Below are 26173 nucleotides of genomic sequence, written 5' to 3' on the forward strand. Positions count from 1 at the left end.
CGCGCTCGCGCTCCAGCTGAACCGCGCCCCACCACGACGGGTGGGCGGCCTCCGGGGCCGCCCACCCGTCCTCCGTCGTCCGCCGCCAGATCCCGAGGAGTGCCGATGTCCGTACGCCGTCGTCTCGCCGATCGGTTGCAGCGCGCGCTCAGCGCGGCGCCCGAGCAGTCGGCCCTCGTCGACGTCGCGGCCTCGATGCGGCTCCTCGACATCGCGCGACGCTTCTGGCCCCGCCTGCGGCCCCTGCGCGGCTGGCTCCTGCTCGGACTGCTCGTCCTGGCCGCGGCGCCCGCCATCTCCGTGGCCGAGGCGATGCTCTACCAGCGCCTGGTCGACGACGTCCTGGTGCCGGCGGCCTTCGAGCCGCTGGTGTGGCTGGCCCTGCTCTACGTCGGCCTCAACGTGGCCAGCGGGATCGTCTCCGGTGCCGACGACTACCTGGCGACGTACGTCTCGCAGCGCTTCCTCGTCGACCTCCGCCGCGACGTCTTCTCCCACGTCCTGTCGCTCCCGGCGGCCGTCCAGGACCGACGCCGCCTCGGAGACACCCTCACGCGGCTGACCTCCGACGTCGCCGCCGTCGAGCGGTTCATGGTCTCCCAGGCCAGCGAGGGCGTCGGTGCCCTCGTGCGGCTGCTGGTCCTCGTCGGTGCGCTGGCGTGGATGCAGTGGCAGCTCGCTCTCGCCTCCCTCGTGGTCGGCCCGCTCTTCTGGTGGGTCTCGACGCGCTTCGCCCGCCTGACCCGCGACGTCTCGCGCGAGCGGCGACGGCGCGGTGGCTCGCTGGGCAGCGTCACCGAGGAGGCGCTCGGCAACGCGGCGCTGGTCCAGGCCTACGGCCGCGAGGACCGGGCCGTGGCGGCGTACGACGGCCACAACCGCGCGATCGCCGGTGCCGAGCTCGCCGCCAGCCGGATCCGCGCGGTCTTCCTGCCGCTGGTCGACCTCGCCGAGCTCGTCGGCGTCCTCGTCGTCGTCGGACTCGGCGTGTGGACGCTGGCCACGGACCGGCTCACGCTCGGCGGGCTGCTCGCCTTCCTCACCCTGCTCATGCAGTGCTTCGGGCCGGTGCGCACGCTGGCCGACCTGGTGCCGGCGCTGTACTCCGCGAGCGCCGGCGTCGAGCGGGTGGTGGAGCTGCTCGACGAGCCCGCGGGCGGCGACCGCCCCGGCGCCACCGACCTCCCGCACGGCCCCGGCGCCCTGTCGCTGCGGGAGGTGTCGTACTCCTATCCGGGCGCGACTGCGCCCGCCCTGGCTGGGCTGAGCGTGGACGTCGCCCCCGGCGAGGTCGTCGGTCTCGTCGGCCCGAGCGGATCCGGCAAGTCGACCGTCGGCCGGCTGCTGACGAGGCAGTTGTCGGCCGACGCGGGCGTGGTGCTGGTCGACGGGCACGACGTCGCGGAGCACACCGCCTCGTCGGTGCGCGACGCCGTGACGGTCGTCCTCCAGGAGCAGCTCATGCTGGACGCGTCGGTGCACGACAACCTCGTCCTCGGCAGGCCCGGCGCCACTGGCGCGGAGGTGCGAGCAGCCGCCCGGGCGGCGGACGCGCTCGACTTCGTCGAACGGCTCCCGCAGGGCTTCGGGACCCGCGTCGGCCAGCGCGGGCGGTCGCTCTCCGGCGGCCAGCGACAGCGGCTCGCGATCGCCCGGGCGCTCCTGCGGCCGGGCCGCGTCCTCGTCCTCGACGAGCCCACCACCGGGCTCGACGCGGCGTCGTCCCGCCGGCTGATGCAGGCCCTGACCGCCGGCCCGCGCGACCGGACGATCCTGGTGCTGACCCACGACCCGGTCGTGCTCGAGCACGTCGACCGCGTGGTCAGCCTCGACCCGGCAGCGGTGGGGGCCACCCGGTGACGCGCCGTCGTACGCCGACGGGCGACCTGCCACCGGGCTATCGTCCGCTCACCCTGCTGGCCCTCGGACGACGGCTCGAGACCTGGGACGCGTGGGACGAGGCGCGCGGCACCCGCTGCGTGGTGAAGCTGCTGCGAGCCGACCGCCGCGCGGACCCACGCGTCCGGCAGGCCGTGCTCCTCGAGGGCCACCTCGTCACGACGTACGCGCATCCCCACCTCGTGCGCGGCTACGACGTGCACCTCGATCCGCCGGCGGTGGTGCTGGAGACGCTGCGCGGCGCGACGCTGTCGGCGGTCCTCGAGCACGAGCCGCTCGGGCTGCCGGACGTGGCCGAGCTCGGGTGCCAGCTGGCTGCGGTCCTCGGCTACCTCCACCGCCACGACTGGCTGCACCTCGACCTCAAGCCGGACAACGTCGTCGTCGACCACGGCAAGGCCGTGCTCATCGACCTCAGCCTGGCGGGGCGACCCGGCGTCGGCCGGCCGGGGGCCGGCACCCGCGGCTACCTCGCGCCGGAGCAGGCGAGCGGCCGGGGGCTCTCGGCGGCTACCGACGTCTGGGGGCTCGGCATGACCCTCGTCGAGGCGCTCGGCGGGGCGGCGCCGTACGGCGACGAGGCGACGTGGGACAGCCGCAGGCGCTGGCCGCTGGTCCACCGGCGCGCGCCCGTCGCGCCCGAGGGGCTCGACGAGCTGCCGGTCGAGGTGCGCGAGCTGCTGGCGGCCTGCCTCAGCCTCGACGTGGCGTCGCGGCCGCGGCTCGCGCAGGTGCGCGACGCGCTCGAGCCGCTCCGCTCACCAGCGCCCGCGGTGGACCACGTCGTCGCGCCGCTCCCGCCGCGCCGGTGAGCCCGCCGCGCCGGGGTCGGTCACCCGGTGCCCGACGGTGATCGCGCCGACCGGCGTGTGGTCGTCCGGGACGCCGAAGGCCGCGCGAAACGTCCCGGTGTGCTCGCCGGGGATGCCGAAGAAGCAGGCGCCCAGCCCCTCGTCGACGGCCGTCTGGAGGATGAGGAGCGCGGCCATGCCGGCGTCGACGTACCAGTAGGGGACCGGCCACCGGTCGTCGCGGCGGTCGGTCCAGCCCTTGTCGGGCTCGGCGTAGCGCTCGAGGTAGGCGTCCTTGCAGGCGAGCGGCACGATCACGACCGGCGCGGTGCGCATGCCGTCGAGCCACCGGTTGTGGGTCGTGGGATCGGCGCCGGTGGACTCCCAGAAGCGCCCGACGTCCTCGGGGGTGTCGAGGACCAGGAACGCCCACCCCTGCGTGAAGCCGGCATTGGGCGCGCGTTGCGCGTGCTCGAGCATCCGGTCCACCACCGCCGGGTCTACCGGCTCCTCGGAGTAGCGCCGCACCATCCGGCGCCGGCGGACGACCTCACGGAACTCCATGGCTCCATCATCGTGGTTTCGAGGCTCGTCGCTGGCGCTCCTCGCACCTCAACCATCAAGAGGACCGGCATGCTTGCGCGATGGCGATCGACGCGCGGTTGCGGGTGGCTGTGGACGCGGGCCTCGACTGGTACGTCGGGATGTGCGCCGCGCACGGCGTCCGGAGCAGGCTCGCCGACGGGGTCTGGCGGGCACTCGACCCCGTGCCGGCCCTCCACTCGGCCGCCCTCGTGATCGAGCCCGGGGCGGGGGTGGGGGACGTCGAGGCGGCGCTGGCCGAGGCTCCGCATCGTGGCGTCGCCGACTGCTTCGGGACCCTCGACCTGACCGTGCTGGGGCTGCGAGCGCTCTTCGAGGCCTCGTGGCTGCACCTCCCGGCCCCGTCGTCCGCGTCCGTGCCAGCCGGCTGGTCCCGGGTCGCGCCCGACGGCCTGGAGCGCTGGAACGCGGCCGGCGACACGACCGGGGTGATCGTCCCCTCGCTCCTCGAGCGGCCGACGTTCGCGGTGCTCGCGTCGGAGCGCGCCCCGCTGGGGTGCGTCGCCACCCTCGGGACCGGTGCGGTCTACCTCACCAACGTGCGAGGAGCGGAGCGCGCGTGGGACCAGGTGGTCACCGCCGTGGGCGCGACCTTCCCGGGGCGGTCGCTGGTCACCTACGACCGCGGCGAGGACCTGGCCGCCGCGCTGGAGGTGGGGTTCACTCCCGTGGGCACCACGCGGATCTGGGTCGAGGGGTAGGCGTCTCAGATCCGAGACGCCGTGCCGGGGCGGTTCGTTGACCCGGGTGGGCCGGCACGGTGGACTTGGCGCATGGCGTTCGAGGAGATGTGGCGGGACCTGTCGCCGGTGGGTCGTTCCGCTGCGTCGGGTGGCTACTTCCGCCAGCCGTGGACCTCGGCCGAGTCGGAGCTGCGGGCGTGGTTCGCCGAGCAGTGCGCCGCGCGCGGGCTGGCCGTGGAGACCGACGGCATCGGCAACCAGGTCGCTTGGTGGGGCGGGTCCGACCAGCCCGGCGTGCTCACCGGGTCGCACCTCGACTCCGTCCTCGACGGCGGGGCGTACGACGGTCCGCTCGGCGTCGTGTCCGCCCTCGCGGCCGTCGACACCCTCCGGGCCCGCGGCTTCGAGCCGAGCCGCCCGCTCGGCGTCGGCGTCTTCGTCGAGGAGGAGGGCTCGCGCTTCGGCCGGGCCTGCCTCGGCTCGCGGCTGGTGACCGGCGCGACCACCTGGGAGCAGGCGAGGGAGCTGCGCGACCGCGACGGCACCTTCCTCGCCGACGCCGTCGCCGACGCCGGGCTGGACCCCGAGCGCGGGCTGATGGACCTCGGCCGGGTCGGCACGTTCGTCGAGCTGCACGTCGAGCAGGGACGCGACCTCGTCGACCGGGAGGTCGCCGTCGGCCTCGCGAGCGAGATCTGGCCGCACGGCCGCTGGCGCTTCGACTTCGCAGGCCAGGCCAACCACGCCGGCACCACCCGGATGGAGGACCGGCACGACCCGATGCTGACCTACGCGATGACCGCGCTGGCCGCCAACAAGCAGGCCCGCCTCGCGGAGCAGCGCGCCACCTTCGGCCGCATCGCGGTCGAGCCCAACGGCACCAACGCCGTCCCCTCCCTCGTGACGGCCTGGCTCGACGCGCGCGCCTCCTCCGACGACGCCCTCGCCGCGCTGGTCGAGGCGATCGGGCGCCAGGCCGAGGACCGGGCCGGCCGCGACGGCACCTCGCTCACCGTCACCGCCGAGTCGGTCTCCGGCTCCGTCGCCTTCGACGCCGACCTCGCGGCCCGGCTGGCCGGTCTCGGCGGCTGGCCCGTCATCCCGACCCAGGCCGGCCACGACGCCGGCATCCTGTCCGACGCCGGCATCCCGACCGCCATGGTGTTCGTGCGCAACCCCACCGGCGTCTCGCACTCGCCCGACGAGCACGCCGAGACCGCCGACTGCCTGGCCGGGGTCGAGGCGCTCGCCGACGTGCTGGCCGAGCTGGCACGCCCCATGGGCCCCGCATGACGGCGTACCTCCTCGAGCGTGCCTGGCTCGGCGACGCCTTCCGCGACGACGTCCTCGTCGAGGTCGAGGACGGTCGCTTCACCTCGGTCACCCCCGACGCCGACCCGCCGCGCGCGATCCCGGTGCGTGGGTTGGTCCTGCCCGGGCTCGCCAACACCCACAGTCACGCCTTCCACCGCGCCCTGCGCGGTCGCACCCAGCGCGGGCGCGGGACGTTCTGGACCTGGCGCGACCAGATGTACGACGTCGCCGCGCGGCTCGACCCCGACACCTACCTCGCCCTCGCGCGGGCGACGTACCGCGAGATGGCGGCGGCCGGGATCACCTGCGTCGGGGAGTTCCACTACCTCCACCACCAGCCCGACGGGACGCGCTACGCCGACCCGAACGAGATGGGGCAGGTGCTCGTGCACGCGGCGCGCGAGGCGGGGATCCGGGTCACGCTGCTCGACACGCTCTACCTCTCCTCGGGCTTCGGGGCCGCCCCCGAGGGCGCGCAGGTGCGCTACTCCGACGGGTCGGTGGAGGCGTGGATCGACCGGGTGAGCGGTCTGGGTGCCCGATCCTCGTCCACCGAGAAGGTCGGTGCCGCCGTCCACTCCGTGCGCGCGGTGCCGGCGGAGGACCTCGACGCCGTCGCTTCCTGGGTCGGCGAGCGGCCCTTCCACGTCCACCTCTCCGAGCAGGTGGCCGAGAACCATGCCTGCCTCGAGGAGTACGGCATGACCCCCGCGCGCCTGCTCGCCGAGCGGGACCTCCTCCGGCCGACGACCTCCCTGGTCCACGCGACCCACCTCACCGACGACGACGTCGCCCTGATCGGCGGCGCCGGCGCCTACGCATCCTTCTGCCCAACCACCGAGCGCGACCTCGGCGACGGGATCGGGCCGTCGCGAGCCCTGCACGACGCCGGCGCCCGCCTCACCCTCGGCAGCGACAGCCACGCGATGGTCGACCTCTTCGAGGAGATGCGGGCCGTGGAGCTCGACGAGCGGCTGGCCACCCAGCAGCGCGGGCACTGGGCGGCGGCCGAGCTGCTGACCGCGGCGACGACCGACGGCCACGCCTCGCTCGGGTGGGCCGACGCGGGGTCCATCGCGGTCGGCCAGCGCGCCGACCTCGTCGTCCTCGACCCGGCCTCCCCGCGCACGGCGGGCACCGGCCGCGACGAGAACACCGTCGTCTTCGCGGCCGTCGCCGAGGACGTACGACGGGTCATGGCCGACGGGCGGTGGATCGTCGAGGACGGCGACCGCGCGGAGATCGGCCGCGACCTCGGCGAGGCGATCGAGAGGGTCTTCCCATGAGCACCGTGATCACCAACATCGGCGAGCTCGCCACCAACGACCCCGACCGCGACGGCCTCCTCGGGCTGGTCACCGACGCCGCGGTCGTGGTCGAGGGCAGCCGGATCGCCTGGGTCGGCCCGGCCGCCGAGGCCCCGGACGCCGACGTCCGGGTGGACGCCGGCGGACGCGCGGTCGTCCCCGGCTTCGTCGACTCACACAGCCACCTGGTCTTCGCCGGCGACCGGTCGGCGGAGTTCGAGGCGCGCATGACCGGCCAGCCCTACACGGCCGGCGGCATCCGGACCACGGTCGCGAAGACCCGTGCCGCCACCGACGAGCAGCTCACCTCCCACGTCGCCCGGCTCGTCGCCGAGATGCGGGCCCAGGGCACCACCTCCCTCGAGATCAAGAGTGGATACGGGTTGTCCGTGCACGACGAGGCCCGCAGTCTTGCGGTGGCCCGCCAGTTCACCGACGAGACCACGTTCCTCGGAGCCCACGTCGTCCCCGCCGACACCACCCCCGAGGACTACGTCGACCTCGTCACCGGCCCCATGCTCGCGGCGGCGGCACCGCACGCCCGGTGGATCGACGTGTTCTGCGAGGACGGCGCCTTCGACGTCGACCAGGCGCGCACCATCCTGGCGGCGGGGTCCGACATCGGCCTGCGCGGGCGGCTCCACGCCAACCAGCTGACGTACGGCGGCGGCGTGCGGCTGGCCTGCGAGCTCGGCCTGGTCGCGGTCGACCACTGCACCTTCCTCAGCGCCCTGGACGTTGAGTCGCTGAGGGACTCAGGGACCATCGCGACGCTGCTGCCGGGCGTGGAGTTCTCCACCCGGCAGCCCTACCCCGACGCCCGGGGCCTGCTCGACGCCGGCGTCCGCGTCGCGCTCGCCAGCGACTGCAACCCCGGGTCGTGCTTCACCTCCTCGATGGCGCTGTGCATCGCGCTCGCGGTCCGCGAGATGCGGATGAGCCCGGCCGAGGCGCTCCACGCCGCGACCGCGATGGGGGCCGCCGCGCTCGACCGCGACGACGTCGGCGTCCTCGCCCCCGGCAAGGCCGCCGACCTCGTCCTCCTCGACGCACCGTCGTACGTCCACCTCGCCTACCGCCCCGGCGTCCCGCTCGTGGCGGGGGTGTGGCAGCACGGCCGCCCCGTCGTCCCGGGGTAGTCCAGTGGCAGCTACCTCAGACGGCCGTCGTACGCCACCCGGACCCCGTCTGAGGTAGCTGTCCCCGCGTGAATAGGGCACCCGCCCGATGTCCGCCCCTACCTCAGCGACGGACTCTCTTCCCACGGTCCAGCCGGGACCGCCGAGAAGAGGAGAAGCACATGTTCGCCACCGACAGCTTCCTGGGTGCCGAGATCGCCTACCGACAGGACAAGGTCCGCAAGGACTACGGCGTCCGCCGCTGGACCCGCGTCCGCGCCGACGACACCCAGAAGTGAGCCACACCGCGGTCGACCCGCGAGTGTCGGTCCGGCACGACACAATGTCGTCCGTGCCGGCCCTGCGGACCACCGACCTCATCGGACGCGATGCCGAGCTGGAGCAGCTGACTGCCCAGCTCGGCATTCGCACGTCCGGGGACGAGCCGTCCGCGCGAGCGATGCTCGTCGCCGGCGACGCGGGCGTGGGCAAGACGCGCGTGCTGATGGCGCTGCGCGACGCCGCCCTCGAGGCCGGCTGGCAGGTCGTCGCCGGCCACTGCCTCGACCTCGCCGACAGCTCCCTGCCCTACCTCCCCTTCTCCGAGGTCCTCGGACGGGTGATGGCCGACCGGTCCGACGTCGCGACCCGCGTCCTCGACCTGCACCCCACCCTCGCCCGCCTGCAGCCCGGCCGGCGGATCCGCAGCAGCGAGACCGCGTCGGGCGACCAGGCCCTCGACCGCGGCAACGTCTACGACGCGTTCGGCGACCTCCTCTCCGCCGTCGCCGAGGAGGCGCCGCTGCTCGTGATGGTCGAGGACGCCCACTGGGCCGACGAGTCCACCCGCGACATGCTGAGCTTCCTCTTCTCCCGTCCCGTCCCCGGCGTCTCCCTCGTCGTCTCCTACCGCGCCGACGACCTCCACCGGCGCCACCCGCTGCGCCGCCAGGTCGCGGAGTGGATGCGGCTGCGCGGGGTGGACCGGCTGCAGCTCGAGCCGCTCGCCGACGACGACGTACGACGTCTCGTGCGGGCGCTGCACCCCTCGACCATGTCGGAGGCCGAGTACACCTCGATCGTCGACCGGGCCGAGGGCAACCCGTTCTTCATCGAGGAGCTCGTCGGCGCCGCGTGGTCCGGCCAGGTGCCCGGCGAGCTCGCCGACGTGCTGCTCGTCCACCTCGACCGGCTCGACGACACGACCCGCCAGGTCGTGCGCATCGTCTCGGTCGCGGGGCGCCAGGTGAGCCACGAGCTGCTGGCCGCGGTGTCCGACCTCGGCGCGGCCGAGCTCGAGGCGGCCCTGCGCAACGCCGTCGAGTCCCACGTCCTCGTGGCCTCGCGCGGCGGCACCTACGCCTTCCGTCACGCGCTCCTCGGCGAGGCGGTCTACGACGACCTGCTGCCCGGCGAGCGGGTCCGCCTGCACGCCGACTTCGTCGCCGCCCTGGGTGAGGGCCGCGCCGTGGGCACGGCCGCCGAGCTGGCGCAGCACGCCCGCCGGGCCGACGACCGTCCGGTGGCGGTCCGGGCCTCGATCGAGGCCGGGGAGGAGGCGCTCGCCGTGGGTGGTCCCTCCGAGGCGGCCACCCACTTCCTTGACGCGCTCGAGCTGATCGACACGTCCCGCGCGCCGGTCGCCGACATCGACGCCTTCGCCCTCGCCCGGCGCTGCGCGGAGGCGCTGATCGCCTCGGGGCGGGTGCCCAAGGCGGTCAAGGTCCTGCGGGCCCGCCTCGCCGCCCTCCCGCCCGAGGGTGCCGACGTCGACCGCGGCCAGCTGCTGACGTCCTTGGCCGCGGCGCTCATGCTGACCGACACCCCCGAGTCGCCGCGTGACATCGCGGCCGAGGCGGTCGGGCTGCTGCGCGGCGCCCCACCGAAGCTGCTCACCCGCGCCCTCCTGGTGCACGCCCAGAGCCTGAGCGGCTGGCACGCCGACGAGGCGCGCGCGGTCGCGCTGAGAGCGCTCGAGATCGCCGAGCGCAACGACCTCACCAGCCTGGCCGTCGAGCTCCACACCACGGTCGCCGGCCTCGATCCGGCCGGCAGCGCCAGCCCGAGCGCCGGCTGGCGGGCAGCCGCCGACCGGGCCCGGCAGGCCGGTCTCGTCGAGCCCGAGCTCCGTGCCCTCTACCTGCTCGGCCGGCTGCACCACGACGAGGGCGACCTCGACCGGGCCGTGGAGGTCTACCGCGAGGTGATCGCCCGCAGCGAGGTCGGTGGGCTCACGTGGTCCCCCTACCCCGCCGAGGCGCGACTCCTGCTGGCCGTCGCGCTCACCCACCAGGGCAGGCTCGACGAGGCCTGGGACCTCCTCGACGTCAGCGGGCAGAACCCGCCGATGGTCTTCGAGTGGCTCTACTTCGCCCACCAGATGCTCATCACCATCGGCATCCGCGGCGAGCAGAAGGCGAAGGCGCTCGACCGCCTGCGCGACTACTGGGGCACCGACGGCCTCACGGCCATCTCCTCGGCGAGCGCCGAGCTGATGCGGGCCGCCGCAGCCGCGGACGCCGCGCGGGCCGCCCGGGTCTACGACGACGTGGTCGCCACGGTCGTGCCGCTGTGGCACGACTGGTTCCAGGCCCGGCTCCGCCTCGCGACGATCGTCGTCGGTGCCTTCGCCAACGCCGCTCCGCACCAGTCCGCCGACGAGCGCGCGTCGGCCGGTCTCGAGGTCGAGCGGATGATGGGCGACGGCGGCCGGGTCATCGACTTCTACGCCCCCTACGACGGCAGCCACGGCCCGGAGTACCGGATGTGGGTCGCGCGCCGCACCGCCGAGCACCTCCGCTGGCGGTGGCTGGCGCAGGTCGACCCGCCGTCGAGCGACGAGCTGGTCGGCGCCTGGCGCGCCGCGGAGGACGCGGCAGTGGCCTACGGGTCCGTCCCCGAGATCGCGCAGACCCGCGTGCGCCTGGCCGGCGTCCTGCGTGCCGCGGGCGACGCGGCAGGCGCCCGCGAGGTGGGCGACCTGGCGCGCGAGGCGGCCCATGCGCTGCGCGCCCAGCCCCTTGTGGCCGAGCTGACCAGCCAGGGCTCCGCACCGGCCCCGGCGACCGGATCCGACACCGCGACGCTGACCCCGCGCGAGGGGGAGATCCTCGCCCTCGTCGCCGAGGGCCGATCCAACGGCGAGATCGGCAAGCAGCTGTTCATCAGCACCAAGACCGTCTCGGTCCACGTCTCCAACATCCTCGCCAAGCTCGACGCCGCCTCCCGCACCGAGGCCGCCGCGGTGGCGCGGCGCCGCGGCCTCCTGTGAGCAGCCGCTGAGGCATCGGCAAGACTGCGCCCATGCCTGACTTCCGGTGCTCGCTCGCCAGCCTCACCGACGACGAGCCGATCATCGGCACCGCACCGACGGACCCCGAGATCCTGCTGGTGGAGTCGCCCGGCCCGTGGGGACGTGACGCCGTCGCCGACAACCGGCTGCCCGAGGCCGTCCGCGACCACCTCGGCGGGCTCGACCTCAAGGTCCTCCTCCTGCGCCGGTACGACGGTGGGGCCGGGCCCGGCACCCACGTCTTCCACGCCCGCGCCACCGCCGACGGGTTCGACGTCCGCGGCACGGTGCTCGAGCGGCCCGAGGACCTCCTCGGGCTCGACCTCGCCGCGCTGCCGGCGTACGACGGGCCGTTGTGGCTGGTCTGCACCAACGGCAAGCGCGACCGGTGCTGCGCCGAGGTCGGCCGCCCGATCGCCGGGCTGCTCGCGCAGGAGTGGCCCGAGGGGACGTGGGAGACCACGCACCTCGGCGGCCACCGGTTCTCCGGCACCCTGCTCTCGCTGCCGAGCGGGCTCACCCTCGGCCGCCTCGACACGGCGACGGCCCTGGCGGCGTGCGAGGCGGTGGATCGCGGCGAGGTGCCGACGGCATGGGTCCGCGGCCGCGCCGGGCGTCCGGGGGTCGACCAGGTCCGCGAGCTGCACGTGCTGGCGGGCGGCGACCCGGCCGACGAGGTCGTGGCGGTGCCCGGCCCCGCGCGCCGCCAGTCCTGCGGCGACGACAAGGTGAAGGGCACGACGTCGTTCGAGGTGCGTCCGGCCCGGTGACCACGTCCCCAGGGGTGTGGGACGGTGTGGGGGCGAGCACGAGACTCGATGACGTATCCGGGGCGGACCGTCCGTCGCGGCACGACGAGGAGGATCCATGACGACGACTCCTGACAGCCCCCTGGGCGACGACGAGATCACCACGGAGGGCACCGACCCGACCGGCGTGCCCGCCGCCCCGGGCGACGCCGACGGCACCGATGGTGCTGACGCCGACGGCACCGACGGCGACTCCACGGACGGCACGGACGGTGACTCGACCGACGCGGACGGCACCGACGGCGACTCCACCGACAGCACGGACGGCGACTCCACCGACGCCGACGGCACCGACGGGACCGCGCTTTGAGCCTGGATCCACCGACCTCTCGCCTGCTGCGCCCCACCATGCGGGCACGCTGGCTGCGTTGTCGCGCGCTCGACGGGCCTAGCGGCCCGCCTTCGGCGCTCCGCCTTGCCATCGCACCCGCCTGATGGCGCTCGCGACGGCGTCGGCCGGTGGATCCAGGCCGAGCGCACTCGACCGCCTGACGGGTGACGCCCAGACCTTCGTCGACAAGGTCTGGGCGTCGCACGTCCACGTCCACCGCACCGCCCCCGGCCTCGGCGCGGAGGTCCTCTCCCTCGCCGACGTCGATTACCTGCTGACGGAGACGGCCATCCGCACGCCGGCGGTCCGGGTGGCCCGCAACGGCTCGGTGCTTCCGGAGTCCTCCTTCACCCGCGGCGGCAGCCTCGCCGGCAAGCCGCTGACCGGCCTCGTCGACCCGGTGAAGCTGATGCGCCTCCACGACGAGGGCGCCACCATCGTGCTGCAGGGCCTGCAGCGCTACTGGACCCCCGTCGGCGACCTCATCGCCGACCTCGAGCTCGAGCTCGGCCACCCCTGCCAGGCCAACGCCTACCTCACCCCGCCCGGAGCCCAGGGCTTCGCGGTGCACTCGGACTCCCACGACGTCTTCGTGGTGCAGACCCACGGCACCAAGCTGTGGGAGATCCACGGCGAGGGAGGTCCGGGCGAGCTGCTCCTCGAGCCCGGCGTCGTGGCCTACCTCCCGACCGGCACGCCGCACGCAGCCCGCGCGCAGGAGGCGGTCTCGCTCCACCTCACGATCGGCATCAACCAGCTCACCTGGCGCAGCCTGCTGCAGCGCGAGGTCGGCCGGCTGCTCGACGAGGTCCCCGACTCCCACCTGCCTGCCGGCTACCTCGACGACCCCGCCCGTCTCGCCGAGGGCCTCGGCGACCACCTCGCCGCGCTCGCCGATGCCGTACGCCGTCTCGACCCGTCGGCCGTCGCGGACGAGCAGGCCGACCGGTTCCTCAGCGGCCGTCCCGCCCGGCTCCCGGGCGCGCTCCTGGACCGTGCCGCGCTCGCGGCCCTCGACGCCACCACGCCATTGCGTCGGCGTTCCGGTCGGCCGTGCGTCCTCGCCGACGACGGCGATGTCGTCCGGGTGCTGATCGGCGACCGGGTGCTGCGGGTGCCGATCCGGGTCCGCCCGGCCCTCGAGCACGTCGCGGCCCACCGCGAGCTGACCCCCGCCGACCTGCCGCTCGATCCCGGGAGTGCGCTGGTGCTGTGTCGGCGCCTGGTGCGTGAAGGGTTGCTCGAGGTCGTCCGGTGACGGACTTCCGCTGCGCAGCGGCCAGTCGCGAGCGGGGTGACGCCCTCGCCGGCACGGCCTCCACCGTGCGCAGCTACCTGCTCGTCGAGCACGCCGGCCCCTGGGGCGTCGACGTGCTCCGCGACGCGCGGCTGCCCTACGGCCTCGGCGTGCACCTGCGCGAGGTCGCCGGCCGCCACCGGGTCCGGGTGCTGCTGATCCGGCGCCCCGGTCGCCGCGCCGGTGACGCGGGCGTCCACGTCTTCGCCTGCCGGGCCGCCGGTCCGGAGTCGTGGACCGAGACGGTGGTGCTCGACGAGCTCAACGACCTGCGCGACCTCGACCTCGCCCCGCTCGGTGCCGGCCGCTCGCTCGGCCTCGAGCCCCACACCCCGCCCCTGCTCGCGGTCTGCACCCACGGGCGGCACGACGCCTGCTGCGCCGAGCTCGGCCGACCCGCCGCGCTCGCCCTGGCCGACGGCCCGCACGCGGACGAGGTGTGGGAGACCTCGCACGTCGGCGGTGACCGCTTCGCCGGCAACCTCGTGGTGCTGCCGCGCGGCCTCTACTACGGCGGCCTCGACGCCGCGGCCGCCCTGGCGGTCGCCGACGCGACCGCCGCAGGCGAGGTCCTCCTCGATCACTTCCGCGGCCGCTCCGACCTGCCGATGGGCGCCCAGGCCGCCGACTCGGCGCTGCGCCGCGAGCTCGGCCTGACCGGGCTCGACGACGTCCTCGCCCGGTCGGTGCGGGTCGACGGCGAGGTGACCACCGCCCGGTTCGACGTCGCGGGGCACGGCGCCCGGGAGGTCGTCGTACGACGGGTGCCGGGCGAGACGGCGCACCGGCTCACCTGCTCGGCGCGCCGTGACAACCCCGTGCCCCGCCACGAGGTCGTCGAGGTCCGGCCGGCCTGAGACCGGCGCCGTGCTCAGCCGAGGCGGTCCTTGAGGTTGGTCGCGGGCTGCCAGTCGGCGCGCTCGACCACGAGGCGCGGCTTGCCCTCCTCGGCGGCCTCGAGGTTGCGGGCGGCGCGGTTGGCCTGCGCCTGCTCGCGCTCGGCGACCTGCTCGGCGTCGTGGGCCTCGACCCTCGCCTCGGCGAGCTCGCGGTGCAGGGTCTGCACCTTGGCCGCCTGGGCCTGGATCTCCTCCGGCGGGCGCTCCTCGAGGACCAGCTTCTCCAGCTGGTCGAGGGCGTGCTGCTCGCGCCGCTTGAGCTGGTCGACGGTGCGCTGCGCGGCGTCGGCGCGGTCGTTGGCCTGGACCGCCTCCATGGCCTCCTCGGCCGCCTCGCGGCGCAGCTCACCGAACTTCACCTGGTTGGCGTCGGCGGCGACGAGCTTCACCTTGTCCTTGTCGGGGTGCACGTCGGCGTAGTCGGCCAGCGCCCTGACCAGCTCGCGCGTGCTGGCGCGCCGGGCGTCGCGCAGCTCGATCTTCATCTCGAAGCACTCCTGGTAGGCCTTCCAGTCGGCCTCCCACGCGTCGGCCTGCTTCTGGGTCGCGTCGCCGGGCAGCGTCTCGACCGGTGGCCAGATGCGCTGGCCGCGGACCTCGAGGCCCCGGCTCGCGGCGTGGGCACGCAGCTGCTCGAGGCCCTCGCGGTGGCGGCGCAGCACGTCTGAGTAGGCGTTGATCGCGCGGCCGAGGCCGCGGAGGTTGTCGCGCACGGTCACCGACTCCTCGTGGCGACGGCCGGCCCGGTCGCGGAGCGTGTCGGCGGCCTCGCCGGCGAACACCTCCTCCGACAGGGTGGCGGTGCGCTCGAAGCCGTCGACGGCGAGCTCGACCTTGGACGCGAGGCGGCGCACGGAGTCGCCGTAGGAGTCGATCTTGTCGGGCTCGAGCCAGTGGTAGCCGCAGCCGATCGGGTCGCCGAACTGGAGCCCGTCCTGCTGCGTCTCGATCCTGTCGGCGACGACCTTGGTCACGGGGTCACCTGGTCCAGCTTCGCGGCGACCCGGGCGGCCTCGCCGACCATGAGGTCGAGCTCGTCGAAGTCGATGATCGAGTCGTCGATCGCCCCGGCGAGCGTGCGGCACTTCTTGCTGATCTGCTCGGCGTCCTCGACCAGGCTGCGCACGCCCTCGACCATCAGGTCGCGCCACGGGAAGTCGTCGGCCGGGTGGTCCACGTCGCCGAGCGCGTCCTTGAGCGCCTCACGCGCGGAGTCCAGCTCTGCCTTGGCGGTCCGCAGCGCCCGCTGGTTGATCGCGATCGGCCTCATGGCGACCTTCTGCCCCGATGAAGGGAGTCGAAACGCGATGTGGTGAAACTGTGAACTACGGCCTCGCCGTGGTCTGGACCGCCTCGCCCATCGGGGTGGGGCGGAGCGTCAGACGTGCCCGCTCAGCTGGGCCATCCGCAGCTCGAGCCGGCCGAGGAGGTCGGTGCACGCCTTCTCCGGCATGGACGACTTCTTCCCACTGCCCTGCGCGCAGACGGGGAGTACGTCGATCGACAGCCTGGCGCCGCCGGCGAGCGCCCGGAGCTCGTCGAGCTTGTCGCCGAAGGGCGAGCCGCTGCCGGGGGAGTAGTAGTCAACGGCCGCCTCGACGTCGTCGGCGAAGAGGTCTGCCTTGGTGACCGCGACGATCAGCCAGGTGGGACGGTCGCGGCGTACGGCCATGCTCGCGATCCGGTGCGCGGTGATCGACCAGTCCTCGAGCTCGGCGGCCAGCTGCTCCTCACGGGTCGCGGTGGCCGTGCCGGTGGTGCCGCCCGCGCGGCGCGGGGTGGCGTAGCCGTTGGCGACGACGTGCAGCACGCCGTCGACGGGCTCGTCGTGGAAGACCTCGTCGAGCGCACCCAGCCGGGTCGCGGCGTTCTCGCCCGGCACGACCCGGAAGCGGTAGCCGCGCATCCGCGCGTCCCGGCGCGTACGCCGCTCCATGACCGCGGAGCCGACGTCCTGGCCGCTCTCGGCGCTCGCGCGGCGGGACAGGCGGTCGGCCAGGCGGGTCTTGCCGACACCCGTCATCCCGGTGACGGCCACGGTCGGGTAGCGGTGCCGGAGGAGGCGCGAGGCCCGCTCGGGCGCCTGGGACAGCGCGGCGAGCGCGCCCCCGGCGATCGTCGTACCGAGGGCTGCCCTGCCGTGTCGCAACGGTGACTGCATGCGCCCATCCTTCCCGACGCCCGGGTAGTCCAGTGGCAGATGGCTGTCCGACAGCCTCCTGGAGGACCATCTGCCACTGGACTACCCCGAGGGGTGCGGCGGCCGCCGGTTGGCCATGCAACCAGCGATCACGGAGAATGGCCGCGCCCGTGCCCGCCGGTTGAAAGGTCTCCATGGACACCGAGAACCGTCCCGTCCTGACGGGGCTGCTCGCCCTCGTCGGAGTCGCCGTGGCCATCGGTCTGCTCGGAGGGCTCGCCGTCCTCGTGGGGGTCAAGGCCGCCGGGATCGGCGAGGAGACGAGCGCGTCCGACGACAGCACCGCCTCGGCGACCTTCAGCCTGCCGCGGCCCACCGACACCGAGAGCTCGATCCCGGCGCCGGAGGAGACGTCCGAGCCGAGCGCGGGGGAGTCGACGTCCGAGACGCCGGCCGAGGCCATCTCGCTGTCGGCCACGCAGCAGTCGGTGAGCCCCATGCAGCAGATCGACCTGACTGGCACCTACCAGTCCGGTGAGGGCGCGATCCTGCAGGTGCAGCGGATGGAGAACGGCGAGTGGTCCGACTTCCCGGTGACCATGTCGGTCAGCGGCGGCACCTTCGCGACGTACGTCCAGACCAGCCGCACCGGGCCCAACAAGTTCCGCGTGATCGACACCGACACCCAGGCGACCTCCAACGAGATCACCGTGACGGTCGGCTGACCTCGACGTTCGCCTCGGTGGCGCGAACCCGGTCCACGCGACCCGTCCAGTAGCCCACCCAGCCCGCCCCGGCCAGTCCGAGGGCGCCCACGACCAGGCAGGCGGTCGCCAGCGGGGCGACGACGGCGACGGCGCTGACCAGCAGCGGGCCGCCGGTGTTGCCGATGTCGCCGCAGAGCCGCCACGCGCCCAGGAACTGCGACCGGCCGTCGACCGGCGCCGCGTCCGCGCCGAGGGTCATCACGATCCCGGCGCCCAGCCCGTTGCCGGCCGCGATGAGCGCCATCACCAGCGCGACCGTGACGGCTGACGTCGCCAGCGGCAGGAGCAGGCAGGCCACGGCCATCGACAGCACGACGGGTACGGCGACGACCCGGCGGCCGCGCGTGTCCATCAACCAGCCGCCGGGCCACATCAGGGCCACGTCGAGCGCGGCGGCGCCGGCGAAGATCAGCGACGTGGTCGAGGCGGACAGCCCGACGTGGTCCGCCCACAGCGGCAGCAGGCTCATCCGGAGCGAGCGGCTCATGCCGAGGACGACCATCGCGCTGCCCAGGGTGGCGAGCAGTCGGCGGTGCTCCCGGATCACCGTCCACACCGGGAGGTGCCCGGCCTCCCGCGCAGCGGCCCGCTTGTCCTCGCCGAGGTCGGGCATCGCGCCGGCGAGCAGGCCCGCACCGATCGACGTCACCGCGCCGAGCCAGAAGACCGCCGAGATGTTCGAGACGCGGATCAGCGCCGCGCCGAGGAGCGGGCCGACGAGGATGCCCACCCGGTAGGTGCCGCCGAGGAACGACATCGCGCGCGCCCGGTGGGTGGCAGGGACGACGTCGATCATGAAGCCCTGGCGTGCGATCAGGAAGAGCGTCCAGCACATCCCGCTCAGCAGCACGGCCGCGGCGAGCGCGGCCACTGACCCGGTCGTCGCCGCGAGCGTCATGGCCGCGGCGTCGAGGAACCCCGCGCCCACCAGGGCCCGGCGCTCGCCGATCCGGGCGATCAGCGCCCCCGACGGCAGGCTCGCGAGGAGCATGCCCACGCTGAGCATCGCCACGATGGCGGCCGCGGTGCTGACGTCGGCGCCGAGGTCGCGGGCCCGCAGTGCGAGCACCGGCATCATCGCGCCGTGCCCGATCGCGGAGACGATCGAGGGGCCGTACGCGACGAGCCAGATGTCGCGGAACCTGAAGTCCTCCGCCCCCGAGCTCACCCGCCCATCCTCTCAACTGCCTGTCGGCGGTGGTCCACCTACATTCGCAGGGCGAGGAATGTGGGTGGGCCACCGCCGGTCGAGGCGACACGCCCAAGAGGACCTCGGAGCGGTGGTCCACCTACATTCGCAGGGCGAGGAATGTGGGTGGGCCACCGCTGGTGGGCGTGTCTGCGTACGACGCTCCGGTGGGCGGTGACGGAGGGGGATTCAACGGTGCAGGAATCCCCCTCGGCCACCGCTCAGCGACGGATCAGGGGATCCAGTCGAAGGTGTCGGGGTTGGGGCCGGTGCGGCCCTTCTCGCCGCGGTCGAGGCCGGAGATGGCGTCGACCTGGTCGGAGGTGAGCTCGAAGTCGAAGAGCTCGAAGTTCTCCTTCATCCGCTCGGCGCTCATCGACTTCGGGAAGACGATGTCGCCGCGCTGGAGGTGCCAGCGGAGCGTGACCTGCGCTGGCGTACGCCCGGTGGCGGCGGCGACCTCGCCGATGGTCGGGTCGTCCAGCACGCCGCCCTGCGCGATCGGGGACCACGCCTCGGTCAGCACGCCGTGCTTCTGGTTGGCCGCCCGGACGTCCTCGTTGGTGAGGAACGGGTGCACCTCGACCTGGTTGACGACCGGCACCACGCCGGTCTCCTCGACGATGCGGTCGAGGTGGGCGGGCTGGAAGTTCGAGACGCCGATGCTGCGGGTCTTCCCGGCCTCCTGCGCCTCGATCAGCGCGCGCCAGGTCTGCACGTAGTCGCCGTCGTAGCGGGTGGGCAGCGGCCAGTGGATGAGGAACAGGTCGACCTTCTCGATGCCGAGCCGCTCCAGCGACGCGTCGATCTCACGGCGCGCGTCGTCGGGGCGGTGGAAGGAGTTGTTGAGCTTGGTCGTGACGTAGAGGTCGTCGCGGTCGAGGCCCGAGTCGCGGATCGCCTCGCCGACGCCGGCCTCGTTGCCGTACATCTGGGCCGTGTCGATGTGGCGGTAGCCCACCTCGAAGGCCTGCGCGACCGTGGCCGCGGTCTGGGGCGGCGGCACCTGGAAGACGCCGAAGCCGAGCTGGGGGATGGACGTGCCGTCGTGGAGCGTGATGGTCGGAACAGTCATACAGGTCCCTACACACCCGCTCCGCGAGGTATTCCGCTGGACTCCGGGTCCTAGGCTCGCTGCGTGACCCACGACACCGACCGTGCATCCGTTCCGCTCCAGCTCCCCGGCGACGGCGACTGGCTCGCCTGGGTCGGTGAGCGCTGCGAGGGCCAGCTCGCCGAGGCGCGGCGCCTCGTCGAGCAGGTGAAGACGGGATCGGGTGACGCCCCGGGCGTGCTGGCGGACTGGAACCGCGCGGAGACCGCGATCGCCAACGCCGGCGAGGTGTCGCTGTGGGCCGAGGTGCACCCGGACGCCGCTGTCCGCGACCGGGCCGACGAGCTGAGCCAGGAGGTCCAGAAGTACGTCACCGAGCTCGGCCTCGACCGCGACCTCTTCGCCGTCTTCGACGCCCTCTCTGCCGACGGCCTCGACGACGACGCGCGCCGGGTGCTCGACCACACGCTGCGCGACTTCCGCCGCGCCGGTGTCGACCGGGACGACGCCACGCGCGAGCGGCTGCGTGAGCTGAGCGAGCGCGGCGTGAGGCTGTCGCAGGACTTCGGCCGCAACATCCGCGACGACGTGCGGTCCGTGCGCCTCGCGCCCGAGCGCCTCGCCGGGCTCCCCGACGACTACCGCGCGGCCCACCCGGCCGACGACGACGGCCTGGTCACCATCACCACCGACTACCCCGACCTGGTGCCGTTCATGACGTTCGGCTCCGACGGCGAGGCACGCCGCGAGCTGAGCCTGGCCGCCAACAACGTGGCCTGGCCGGTCAACGACCAGGTCCTCCAGGACATCTTCGCGGTGCGCCGCGAGACCGCCGACCTCCTCGGCTACGACTCGTGGCCGGACTACGACACCGAGGTCAAGATGATCGGCACCGGCGCGGCCGTCGCCGCGTTCATCGACCGGATCAGCGACGCGGCCAACGAGCGGGCCGGCGAGGAGCTCGCGGTGCTCCTCGAGCGCAAGCGGCAGGACGACCCCGCGGCCGACACCGTGGCGACGTACGACTCGCGCTACTACGAGGAGCTCGTGCGCCGCGAGCAGTACGACGTCGACGGCCAGGTCGTGCGCACGTACTTCCCCTTCGAGCAGGTCCGGCAGGGCCTCCTCGACGTCACCGGGCGACTCTTCGGCCTCGAGTGGACCCCGGTCGACCGGGCCGAGGCCGGCACGTGGCACGAGGACGTCGCGACGTACGACGTCGGGCTCGACGGGCGGCGGATCGGGCGCATCCACCTCGACCTGCACCCGCGCGAGGGCAAGTTCAAGCACGCCGCCCAGTTCGACGTGGTCCGCGGCATCGCCGGCGTCCAGCTGCCCGAGGGCGGCCTGGTCTGCAACTTCAGCCGCGGCCTGATGGAGCACGGCGAGGTCGTCACCCTCTTCCACGAGTTCGGCCACCTCGTCCACCACGTGCTCGGCGGCCAGGGCGACTGGGTCCGCTTCTCCGGCGTCGCCACCGAGTGGGACTTCGTCGAGGCGCCGAGCCAGATGCTCGAGGAGTGGGCGTGGGACGCCGACGTGCTGGCGACCTTCGCCCGCGATGCCGACGGCGAGACCATCCCGCCCGAGCTGGTCGCGGCGATGCGCCGGGCCGACCACTTCGGCAAGGGCACGCACGCCGCCCAGCAGATGTCGTACGCCGCGCGGTCCTACTGGTTCCACGCGCAGCAGCACGACGACCTGACGGCCTACGGCGACGAGCTCCAGCGCCGCTACTCGGTGTACCCACCGCTGGAGGGCGCGCACATGCACTGCGCCTTCGGCCACCTCGACGGCTACTCGTCGGGCTACTACACCTACATGTGGTCCCTGGTCATCGCGAAGGACCTCTTCTCCGCCTTCGACGTCGACGACCTCTTCGCCCCCGACGTCGCCGGCCGCTACCGCGACCGCGTCCTCGCGCAGGGCGGCCGCAAGGACGCCGCCGACCTCGTCGCCGACTTCCTCGGCCGCCCCTACTCCTTCGCCGCCTGGGAGGCCTGGCTCGCGGAGTAGGTCTCGATACGCCTCGCTCGTTCCTCGCTCGGCTACTCGACCACCTGAGGGCAGGTGGTCGAGTAGCTCGCGAGCGCCAGCGAGCGGTGTATCGAGACCCTCGGGCCTAGGAGGTCGTGACGGCCGTGTCGTCGACCACGAAGCTGGTCTGGAGCGAGGAGTCCTCGCTCATCAGGAACTTCACCGTGACCGTCTTGCCCTTGTAGGCGAGCAGGCTGTGGCTGAACTGCGTGTAGGTCGCGTTCGTCCCCACGTTGCTGAAGGTCTTCAGCGTCGTGGTGGTGCCGCTGCTGACCACCTGCACCTTCAGGGTGTCGTACACCGTCGAGCCGGACTCGGCGGTGTCGGTGCGGATCCAGTACGACAGCGACGCCGCGGTCGCCGAGGCCGGGATCGTCACGTTCTGGGCGATGTTCTCCGACGAGGTCGAGCCGTTGCCGCCGAGCCAGGCCTTCCACGACCCGGTGCGGGCCGGGCGCCCACTGTTGCTGGTGATCGGCCCGGACGTGCCGGTCCACGAGGTCGCGCCGGACTCGAAGCCGGGGTTGGCCAGCAGGTTGCTGCCCGTCGGCGGCGTGGTCGGCGGGATCGAGGTGCCGAAGTCCTTGTCGGCGTAGAGCCAGACCATGTGGCCGATCATGTCGAGGTTGCGGTCGAGGGCGGTGGTGTTGATGTTGGAGATCGTGTCGCAGGAGCGGTGGTAGCAGGGGTCGAACGCCTGGCCCGCCGTCCCGCCCCACTTCTGGGCCTGCGCGCTGGTCTTGGTCACCTCGCCGCCGGAGTACATGCCGGTCGTCGGGATGCCGTAGCTGCGGAACGACGCGTGGTCGGAGCGGCCCTGCACGTCGATGTACTCCCAGGGGATGCCCTTCGACGTGTAGTAGGCGGTCATCGTGTCGCGGGCGAAGTTGCCGGCCGCGTTGTCGTCGTAGACGAAGTAGCCGGGGTTGGGGGAGCCGACCATGTCGAAGTTCATGTAGAGGTCGATGCGGTCCTTGTCGGCCGTCGGCAGCGTCGCCATGTAGCGGTTGGAGCCGAGCAGTCCCTGCTCCTCCGCGCCCCACCACGCGAACCGCAGGTGGTTGCGCGAGGTGTTGCCGCTCGAGGCCCACGCGAGCGCCGCCTCGAGGACCGCGGCGGAGCCGGTGCCGTTGTCGTTGATGCCCGGACCGGACGAGACGCTGTCGAGGTGGGCGCCGGTCATCACGACGTGCTCCGGGTCGCCGCCCGGCCAGTCGGCGACGAGGTTGTACGACGTGCCCGACGAGGTGGAGAACGAGGTGACCTGGGTCGTGTAGCCGACGGCGTCGAGCTTGGCCTTCACCCAGTCGAGCGAGGCCTTGTAGCCCGGTCGGCCGGTGGCGCGGTTGCCGCCGTTGGCGGTGGCGATGTTCTGCAACTGCTGGAGGTGCGCGGTCACGTTGGTGATGCTGAGGTCGGGCGAGGGCGCCGCGACGGCGGGCGAGCCGGTGCCGGCGAGCAGCGAGGCGGCGACGGCCGAGGCCGCGACGGCGGACAGGGCCGTCGTACGGAGGGAACGCATGGGATCTCCTGAGGAGTCGGTGGAAAGGAGACGGGGCGGGGCAGCAGTGCTGCCCCGCCCCGTCAGGACGCGGTGTTCGTCAGGAGACGTTCAGCGCGGTGTCGTCGACCACGAAGCTGGTCTGCAGCGACGAGTCCTCGGTCATCGTGAAGCGGATGGTGACCGTCTTGCCCTTGTAGGCGGTGAGGTTGTGCGAGTACTGCGTGTACGTCGCGTTGGTGCCCACGTTGGTGAAGGTGCGCAGCGTCGTGGCGGTCGAGCCGTCGACGACCTGGACCCGCATGTTGTCGTAGGCCGTCGAGCCGCTCTCCGAGGTGTCGGTGCGGATCCAGTACGACAGCGTGGCCGCCGTGGCGGAGGCCGGGATGGTCACCGACTGGTTGATCGTCTCGGTGCTGCTGGAGCCGTTGCCGCCGAGCCAGAGCTTCCACGAGCCGGTGCGGGCCGGACGACCGGTGTTGCTGGTGATCGGGCCGGAGGTGCCGGTCCAGGTGGTCGCGCCGGACTCGAAGCCCGGGTTGCCCAGGATGTTGCCGCCGGTCGGCGGGGTGGTGGGCGGCGTGGTGGTGCCACCGCAGGTCGGGTCACCGGTCTGGGCGGGCACGTTGACCGCGTCCCACGCGTTCTTGACCGCGTTGAACTGCGCGCAGGTGCTGTCCAGGTTCTTCGCCGCGGTGAGCGTCCAGGTGCGGTACTTGAGGTAGTTCGACGACGAGGTCTTCATCAGCATGCCGTTGTAGAGGACCTTGATGGCCGCCTGCTCGCCGATGCCGGTCACCGAGGTGCCGTCACACTTGGAGACGCCGCCGCGGGAGAGCAGGTAGAACCAGTGGTCGCCGGGGCCGGCGGCCGCGTGGACCTCCTGGCTCGGGATCGAGCTGGTGTAGCAGGACGGGTCGCCGACGTTGGCCGGGTTCGAGCCGTCGCGGATCGGGCCCTGGCCGACGAGGTTGACCTCCTCGCCGACGGTGTGGTCCGGGCTGTCGTACGGCGCGGACTGGCCGTCGTAGTACTCGGTCGCCGCGGCCAGCGCGTCGCCGATGAACTCCTGCGTGCCGCCGCCCGAGATGCCGCCGGGGGTCTTGTCGTCGACGCCGTGGCCGAACTCGTGCGCCACCACGTCCATCGAGGAGATCCAGGCCCCGGCCTGGTTCTTGCCGATCTGGACCTGCGTGCCGTCGTAATAGGCGTTGATGTCGTTGAGGCCGACGCGGATCGGCACCCAGCCGCCCGAGCCGTTCATGCCGTTGCGGCCGAGCCACGACGACATCATCGCCTTCATCTGCTGGGCGGCGTAGAGCGCGTCGACGCAGCCGGTCTCGCGGTTGGTCGCGTTGCCGTTGCCCCACACGTCGTCGGTGCCGGAGAAGGTGGTGTTGTTGGCCGCGTCCTGGCACCTCAGCGTGGTCGCGGTCGGGTCGGTCATGGTGTAGCTGCTGCCCGAGCCGCTGGTCGCGATCGAGAGCGGGTTCGGGCCGGAGTACGCCGCAGTGCCGGTGCCGTGCGCGATCTGCTCGCGGGACTCGAGGACGGAGCCGGTGAGGGCGTCGACCCAGACCTTCTGCCAGGAGACCTCGCCCTGGTCGGTGCCGCGCACCTCGACCTCGTAGGCGAGCTTGGTGCCGGCGTCGCGGTGCCAGATGACCAGCTCGGGTGCCGAGGCCTGCGAGCCCTGGTCGGCCAGGGCCTGCGCGGCCTTGGCGGCGCGGTCGGCGCTGACCTTCGGGGTGGTGCCGGTGATCTCGACCGGGGCCTCCTGGGCGACCGAGGAGCCGACGACCTGGCCCTCGCCGTTGGCCAGGACGACGAAGTCGCCGCCGACCACCCGCAGGCCCTCGTGGGTCCGCTCGTAGGCCATCGAGTAGATGTCGGCGTCACCCGTGAAGGTGCCGGTGCGGGTGAACGCGTCCTGCGACGCGCGCTCCAGCGCGTTGCCGTGGCCCTTCACCCAGGCGCTGGCGGCCTGCTGGGCCTCGAGACGGGGGTTGCCCGCCGAGGGTGCGGCGTCGGCCGGGGTGGCGGTCGGCGCCAGGAACGACGCCGCGACGGCCGTCGCAGCGATACCGGCCAGTGCGGCCAGTCGAGTTGTCTTCACTTGGGGTTTTCCAATCGTGAGTTCGGGCCCGAGAGCCCGAGGACGGATTGGGTGATGCAGACCAGTGCACAAGTTCGCAATCGGCCGGACGCGCGTCAATCACCCCCGATCTGCAGGTTCGTGCAACGCGAGAAGATGCACGTCCCGAACGGGAACCCGGGTAGTTGTCCGATAATCGGTGCGTCGCGGGAATCCGTTGCGTGAGAGCGGTCTCAGCGAGGGAGTACGACGGGGCGCCCGGGCGAAACCGCGGCGATCCGCTCGGCCACGACGCGGCCGAACTCCTCGTGGCCGCCCTCGGTGAGGTGCAGCCGGTCGTCCAGGTAGTCGAGGTCGAGGTCGCTGGTCTGGACATAGGGCACGCCGTACTGGTCGCTCAGCGAGGCGAGCAGCTCGTCCACGCGCGGCACGGCACCGGCGCGGGAGGGGGCGGCGGCCGGGCCGACGACCACGACGGGCTGGCCGGCGAGGTCGGCCATCAGGTCGCGGAAGCCGCGGTCGATCGCGGTCGCGGGCTGGTCGTAGTCGTTGAGGCCGCCCTCGACGACCACCAGCGCGGGACGTACGTCGAGCGCGGTGGGCGCGCGGTCGTGGAAGGACACCCGCCCGCAGCTGCTCGCGCGGGCGCTGAAGCCCGAGCCCGAGAAGCCGGCGACGTGCACCTCGCCCGGCAGCTCGGCGGCCCACGAGCGGCTCAGGTCGTCCTGGCCCAGGCCCACGGACCACGAGTCGCCGATGACCAGGACGCGCTCGCCCTCGCCGGTGACGATGGCGGAGCGGTCCTTGGAGTCGACCCGGTGCTGCTGGCAGCGGGCCGGACCCGCACCCGCGCGCCCGGCGACGTAGAACGCCATCAGGGCAGCGAGCAGCACCACGACGACTGCGGCGCCGACGACCCGGCGCAGGCTCCCCCGATGGACCACGGGAAAAGTGTGCGGCCTGGCCTGCGATTTCCGCAGGGGAACAACCCTGAGATTTGCCCTGATTTCCGGTGATTCCGGACACCCCCGGCCGCGCGATATCCGG

22 protein-coding genes are annotated in these 26173 nt (G+C 73.3%); 13 read left to right on the forward strand and 9 right to left on the reverse strand.

Going from position 1 to position 26173, the window contains the following annotated elements; translation table 11 throughout:
* Positions 1–105 precede the first annotated feature (105 nt).
* Both ACE3QY_RS16160 and ACE3QY_RS16165 read left to right on the forward strand, forming a co-directional pair.
* Positions 106–1860, forward strand: a complete 1755-nt coding sequence (locus ACE3QY_RS16160) for an ABC transporter ATP-binding protein (RefSeq protein WP_374457067.1) — start codon at positions 106–108, stop codon at positions 1858–1860.
* Positions 1857–2711 carry a serine/threonine-protein kinase gene (locus ACE3QY_RS16165; protein ID WP_374457068.1) on the forward strand — a complete coding sequence of 285 codons (855 nt, stop codon included), beginning with the start codon at positions 1857–1859 and terminating at the stop codon, positions 2709–2711. Before ACE3QY_RS16160 ends, ACE3QY_RS16165 begins: the two co-directional genes overlap by 4 nt.
* Here ACE3QY_RS16165 and ACE3QY_RS16170 read toward each other — a convergent pair.
* Positions 2658–3254 carry a nitroreductase family protein gene (locus ACE3QY_RS16170; RefSeq protein ID WP_374457069.1) on the reverse strand — a complete coding sequence of 199 codons (597 nt, stop codon included), beginning with the start codon at positions 3252–3254 and terminating at the stop codon, positions 2658–2660. The genes ACE3QY_RS16165 and ACE3QY_RS16170 overlap by 54 nt on opposite strands.
* Positions 3255–3334: 80 nt before the next feature.
* On the opposite strand from ACE3QY_RS16170, the gene ACE3QY_RS16175 reads away from it, so the two are divergent.
* The 9 genes from ACE3QY_RS16175 (at position 3335) to ACE3QY_RS16215 (ending at position 14301) form a co-directional block, all read left to right on the forward strand.
* Positions 3335–3994: a hypothetical protein gene (locus ACE3QY_RS16175; protein ID WP_374457070.1), complete on the forward strand. Its 660-nt coding sequence runs from the start codon at positions 3335–3337 to the stop codon at positions 3992–3994.
* 72 nt (positions 3995–4066) lie between these two features.
* Positions 4067–5269: an allantoate amidohydrolase gene (locus ACE3QY_RS16180; protein WP_374457071.1), complete on the forward strand. Its 1203-nt coding sequence runs from the start codon at positions 4067–4069 to the stop codon at positions 5267–5269.
* On the forward strand, positions 5266–6576 hold the full coding sequence (locus ACE3QY_RS16185; protein WP_374457072.1) for a formimidoylglutamate deiminase: 1311 nt from the start codon (positions 5266–5268) through the stop codon (positions 6574–6576). Before ACE3QY_RS16180 ends, ACE3QY_RS16185 begins: the two co-directional genes overlap by 4 nt.
* Positions 6573–7736, forward strand: a complete 1164-nt coding sequence (hutI, locus tag ACE3QY_RS16190) for an imidazolonepropionase (RefSeq protein WP_374457073.1) — start codon at positions 6573–6575, stop codon at positions 7734–7736. The genes ACE3QY_RS16185 and hutI overlap by 4 nt, the downstream gene beginning before the upstream one ends.
* Before the next feature lie 331 nt (positions 7737–8067).
* Complete coding sequence (locus ACE3QY_RS16195) at positions 8068–10986, forward strand: AAA family ATPase (RefSeq protein ID WP_374457074.1); 2919 nt, start codon at positions 8068–8070, stop codon at positions 10984–10986.
* A gap of 32 nt (positions 10987–11018) precedes the next feature.
* Positions 11019–11777 carry a sucrase ferredoxin gene (locus ACE3QY_RS16200; protein WP_374457075.1) on the forward strand — a complete coding sequence of 253 codons (759 nt, stop codon included), beginning with the start codon at positions 11019–11021 and terminating at the stop codon, positions 11775–11777.
* A 97-nt stretch (positions 11778–11874) separates the two neighbouring features.
* On the forward strand, positions 11875–12126 hold the full coding sequence (locus ACE3QY_RS16205) for a hypothetical protein (RefSeq protein WP_374457076.1): 252 nt from the start codon (positions 11875–11877) through the stop codon (positions 12124–12126).
* 124 nt (positions 12127–12250) lie between these two features.
* Positions 12251–13405 (forward strand): cupin domain-containing protein, encoded by a 1155-nt coding sequence (locus tag ACE3QY_RS16210; protein ID WP_374457077.1) that lies wholly within the window; start codon positions 12251–12253, stop codon positions 13403–13405.
* Positions 13402–14301, forward strand: a complete 900-nt coding sequence (locus ACE3QY_RS16215) for a sucrase ferredoxin (RefSeq protein WP_374457078.1) — start codon at positions 13402–13404, stop codon at positions 14299–14301. Before ACE3QY_RS16210 ends, ACE3QY_RS16215 begins: the two co-directional genes overlap by 4 nt.
* A 14-nt stretch (positions 14302–14315) precedes the next feature.
* Here ACE3QY_RS16215 and ACE3QY_RS16220 read toward each other — a convergent pair whose 3' ends face one another.
* The 3 genes from ACE3QY_RS16220 to ACE3QY_RS16230 form a co-directional block, all read right to left on the reverse strand.
* On the reverse strand, positions 14316–15317 hold the full coding sequence (locus ACE3QY_RS16220) for a hypothetical protein (RefSeq protein ID WP_374457079.1): 1002 nt from the start codon (positions 15315–15317) through the stop codon (positions 14316–14318).
* Positions 15314–15613 carry a hypothetical protein gene (locus ACE3QY_RS16225; RefSeq protein WP_374457080.1) on the reverse strand — a complete coding sequence of 100 codons (300 nt, stop codon included), beginning with the start codon at positions 15611–15613 and terminating at the stop codon, positions 15314–15316. The genes ACE3QY_RS16220 and ACE3QY_RS16225 overlap by 4 nt, the downstream gene beginning before the upstream one ends.
* A 108-nt stretch (positions 15614–15721) precedes the next feature.
* A complete protein-coding gene (locus ACE3QY_RS16230) occupies positions 15722–16504 on the reverse strand; it encodes a hypothetical protein (RefSeq protein ID WP_374457081.1) in 783 nt (260 codons plus the stop codon).
* A gap of 173 nt (positions 16505–16677) precedes the next feature.
* Between ACE3QY_RS16230 and ACE3QY_RS16235 the strand changes: the two genes are divergently transcribed.
* Entirely contained in the window at positions 16678–17208 is a 531-nt protein-coding gene (locus ACE3QY_RS16235) for a hypothetical protein (RefSeq protein ID WP_374457082.1), read from the forward strand.
* Here the strand turns inward: ACE3QY_RS16235 and ACE3QY_RS16240 are convergent.
* Both ACE3QY_RS16240 and ACE3QY_RS16245 read right to left on the reverse strand, forming a co-directional pair.
* Positions 17189–18418: an MFS transporter gene (locus tag ACE3QY_RS16240; protein WP_374457083.1), complete on the reverse strand. Its 1230-nt coding sequence runs from the start codon at positions 18416–18418 to the stop codon at positions 17189–17191. The genes ACE3QY_RS16235 and ACE3QY_RS16240 overlap by 20 nt on opposite strands.
* Before the next feature lie 253 nt (positions 18419–18671).
* Positions 18672–19514: an aldo/keto reductase gene (locus ACE3QY_RS16245; protein ID WP_374457084.1), complete on the reverse strand. Its 843-nt coding sequence runs from the start codon at positions 19512–19514 to the stop codon at positions 18672–18674.
* Between the two features lie 63 nt (positions 19515–19577).
* Between ACE3QY_RS16245 and ACE3QY_RS16250 the strand changes: the two genes are divergently transcribed.
* Positions 19578–21509 (forward strand): M3 family metallopeptidase, encoded by a 1932-nt coding sequence (locus ACE3QY_RS16250; RefSeq protein ID WP_374457085.1) that lies wholly within the window; start codon positions 19578–19580, stop codon positions 21507–21509.
* Positions 21510–21615: 106 nt separating this feature from the next.
* Here the strand turns inward: ACE3QY_RS16250 and ACE3QY_RS16255 are convergent, their stop codons facing one another.
* From ACE3QY_RS16255 to ACE3QY_RS16265, 3 genes are all read right to left on the reverse strand, one after another.
* Complete coding sequence (locus ACE3QY_RS16255) at positions 21616–23052, reverse strand: M28 family peptidase (RefSeq protein ID WP_374457086.1); 1437 nt, start codon at positions 23050–23052, stop codon at positions 21616–21618.
* Positions 23053–23131: 79 nt separating this feature from the next.
* Entirely contained in the window at positions 23132–25147 is a 2016-nt protein-coding gene (locus ACE3QY_RS16260; RefSeq protein WP_374457087.1) for a M4 family metallopeptidase, read from the reverse strand.
* 212 nt (positions 25148–25359) lie between these two features.
* A complete protein-coding gene (locus ACE3QY_RS16265; protein ID WP_374457088.1) occupies positions 25360–26070 on the reverse strand; it encodes an SGNH/GDSL hydrolase family protein in 711 nt (236 codons plus the stop codon).
* Positions 26071–26173 lie beyond the last annotated feature (103 nt).

The sequence above is a fragment of the Nocardioides sp. genome (genome assembly GCF_041913365.1).
Taxonomy (GTDB): domain Bacteria; phylum Actinomycetota; class Actinomycetes; order Propionibacteriales; family Nocardioidaceae; genus Nocardioides.